Source organism: Mycobacterium sp. TH-M15, from assembly GCF_057473705.1.
Window position 1 is genome coordinate 1 of record NZ_JBYCLB010000523.1, and the last position, 3,314, is coordinate 3,314.

The following is a 3,314-nucleotide window of genomic DNA, read 5'->3' on the forward strand; positions in this document are numbered from 1 at the left end:
GCACCCGGGTCGCGATCCCGGCGGCCACCGACACCCTGGCGCTGGCCCCCGCCGACCCGCCCGCGCTGCCGGATCCGCTGCCGGCCGGTCCGACCCGGCGCGCGCCGCTCGGGCTGATCGCCGGAGGCCGCAGCGGCGACAAGGGCGGCTCGGCCAACGTCGGCATCTGGGTGCGCACCGACCAGCAGTGGCGCTGGCTGGCCCACACGCTGACCGTCGAGGCGCTGCGCGCGCTCCTGCCGGAGACCGCCGAGCTGCCGGTCACCCGGCACCTGCTGCCCAACCTGCGGGCGGTGAACTTCGTCATCGAGGAGATCCTCGGCGACGGCGTCGCCTCCCAGGCCCGATTCGACCCGCAGGCCAAAGGCCTCGCCGAATGGCTGCGCAGTCGACACGTCGAGATCCCGGAGAGCCTGCTGCCATGAGTATCTGGACCACACCCGAACGCGACCAGCTGCGCAAGAGCGTGCGCACCTTCGTCGAACGCGAGATCCTGCCGCACGTCGACGAGTGGGAACGCGGCGGCGAACTGCCCCGCGAGCTGTCCCGGGCCGCCGGGCAGGCCGGCCTGCTGGGCGCCGGCTTCCCCGAGTCGGTCGGCGGCGGCGGCGGTGATGCCGCCGACGCACTGATCGTCTGCGAGGAGATGCATCAGGCGGGCGCGCCCGGCGGGGTGTTCGCCTCGTTGTTCACCTGCGGGATCTCGGTGCCACACATGATCGCCTCCGGCGACCGGCGGCTGATCGACGAGTTCGTCCGGCCGACGCTGGCCGGGGAGAAGATCGGCTCGCTGGCCATCACCGAGCCCGACGGCGGCTCCGACGTCGGGCATCTGCGCACCACCGCGCGCCGGGAGGGTGATCACTACGTGGTGAACGGCGCCAAGACCTACATCACCTCCGCGGTCCGCGGCGACTACGTGGTGACCGCGGTGCGCACCGGCGGGCCGGGCGCGGCCGGGGTGTCGCTGCTGGTGGTGGAGAAGGATGGGCCGGGCTGCTCACCCGGATTACAAGTCACCCGCAAGCTGGAGAAGATGGGCTGGCGCTCGTCGGACACCGCCGAGCTGTGCTACACCGACGTCGTGGTGCCGGCGGCGAACCTGGTCGGCGCCGAGAACACCGGGTTCGCCCAGATCGCGGCGGCGTTCGTCGCCGAGCGGGTCGGCCTTGCCGCGCATGCCTATTCGAGCGCGCAGCGCTGTCTGGACCTGAGCGTGCAGTGGTGCCGGGACCGGGAGACGTTCGGCAAGCCGCTGATCTCCCGGCAGGCGGTGCAGAACACCCTGGCCGAGATGGCCCGGCGGATCGACGTCGCCCGGGTGTACACCCGCCACGTGGTGGAGCGGCAGCTGGCCGAGGAGCCGAATCTGATCGCCGAGGTGTGCTTCGCCAAGAACACCGCGGTGGAGGCTGGCGAGTGGGTGGCCCACCAGGCGGTGCAGCTGTTCGGCGGGATGGGCTACATGGCCGAGTCCGAGGTGGAGCGCCAGTACCGGGACATGCGGATCATCGGCATCGGCGGCGGGACCACCGAGATCCTCACCTCCCTCGCCGCCAAGGTGCTGGGATATCAGGCATGATCAATCCGCCAGGCTCCGTTCCGCATCGTCGGAGGTGGCTATGACCGCGCTCACGTCCACCCTGGACCCGACCTCCCCCGGCTACACCGAGGCGGCGGCGGCGCTCACCGAGAAGCTCACCGACCTCGACACCGAGCTGGCCAAGGCGCTCGCCGGCGGCGGCGAGAAGTACGTCACCCGGCACCGCGATCGCGGCAAGCTCACCGCCCGGGAACGCATCGAGGCGCTGGTCGACCCGGACTCGCCGTTCCTGGAACTCTGCGGCCTAGCGGCGTGGGGCAGCAGCTTCCAGGTCGGGGCGAGCGTCGTCGTCGGGATCGGGGTGGTCAGCGGGGTGGAGTGCCTGCTGGTCGCCAACGACCCCACCGTCAAGGGCGGCACCTCCAACCCGTGGACGCTGCGGAAGGTGTTGCGCGGCAACCAGATCGCCTTGGAGAACCGGCTGCCGGTGATCTCGCTGGTCGAGTCCGGCGGGGCGGACCTGCCCACCCAGAAGGAGATCTTCATCCCCGGCGGGCAGATGTTCCGCGACCTGACCCGGCTCTCGGCCGCCGGTATCCCCACCATCGCGCTGGTGTTCGGCAACTCCACCGCCGGCGGAGCCTACATCCCGGGCATGTCCGACCACGTGGTGATGATCAAGGAGCGCTCCAAGGTGTTCCTGGCCGGCCCGCCGCTGGTCAAGATGGCCACCGGGGAGGAGTCCGACGACGAGGCCCTGGGCGGCGCCGAGATGCACGCCCGGACCTCGGGCCTGGCCGACTACTTCGCCGCCGACGAGCTCGACGCGCTGCGGATCGGCCGGCAGATCGTGGCCCGGCTGAACTGGGTCAAGCAGGGTCCGACGCCGGGGCCGGTCACCGAGCCGCGGTTCGACACCGAGGAGCTGATCGGCATCGTGCCGGCCGATCTGCGCATCCCGTTCGACCCGCGGGAGGTGATCGCCCGGATCGTCGACGACTCGGATTTCGACGAGTTCAAGCCGCTGTACGGCTCCTCGCTGGTCACCGGCTGGGCCCGGCTGCACGGCTACCCGCTGGGCATCCTGGCCAACGCCCGCGGTGTGCTGTTCAGTGCGGAGGCGCAGAAGGCCACCCAGTTCATCCAGCTGGCCAATCGGTCCGACACGCCACTGTTGTTCCTGCACAACACCACCGGCTACATGGTGGGCCGCGCCTACGAAGAGGGCGGGATGATCAAGCACGGCTCGATGATGATCAACGCGGTGTCCAACTCCACCGTGCCGCACATCTCGGTGGTGATCGGCGCCTCCTACGGCGCGGGAAACTACGGCATGTGCGGGCGTGCCTACAACCCGCGGTTCATGTTCGCCTGGCCGTCGGCGAAGTCCGCGGTGATGGGCGGGACGCAGCTGGCCGGGGTGCTCTCCATCGTCAGCCGGGCCGCCGCGGCCGCCCGCGGGCAGGACTTCGACGAGGAGGCCGACGCGGCGCTGAAGGCCGCGGTGGAGGCGCAGATCGACGCCGAGTCGCTGCCGATGTTCCTCTCCGGGCGGCTCTACGACGACGGGGTGATCGACCCGCGTGACACCCGCACCGTGCTGGGGATGTGCCTGTCGGCCATCGCCGGCGCGCCGATCGAGGGGACGTCGAACTTCGGCGTCTTCCGGATGTGAGGGCTGCCGTGACCATCACCAGAGTCCTGGTGGCCAACCGGGGCGAGATCGCCCGCCGGGTCTTCGCCAGCTGCCGCCGGCTCGGCCTGGGCACCG

At 71.0% G+C, this 3,314-nt stretch carries 4 protein-coding genes; all 4 read left to right on the forward strand.

Annotation, left to right across the window (positions count from 1 at the left end; all coding sequences use genetic code 11):
- Positions 1 to 425 (forward strand): AtuA-related protein (locus AC2VNT_RS12765; protein ID WP_486947212.1); only part of this gene is annotated, 425 nt, incomplete at its 5' end.
- Positions 422 to 1,582 carry an acyl-CoA dehydrogenase family protein gene (locus AC2VNT_RS12770; protein WP_486947213.1) on the forward strand — a complete coding sequence of 387 codons (1,161 nt, stop codon included), beginning with the start codon at positions 422 to 424 and terminating at the stop codon, positions 1,580 to 1,582. The genes AC2VNT_RS12765 and AC2VNT_RS12770, both read left to right, overlap by 4 nt.
- Before the next feature lie 40 nt (positions 1,583 to 1,622).
- Complete coding sequence (locus AC2VNT_RS12775; RefSeq protein WP_486947214.1) at positions 1,623 to 3,218, forward strand: acyl-CoA carboxylase subunit beta; 1,596 nt, start codon at positions 1,623 to 1,625, stop codon at positions 3,216 to 3,218.
- Positions 3,219 to 3,226: 8 nt separating this feature from the next.
- On the forward strand, positions 3,227 to 3,314 hold an 88-nt coding region (locus AC2VNT_RS12780; protein ID WP_486947215.1), incomplete at its 3' end, for a biotin carboxylase N-terminal domain-containing protein.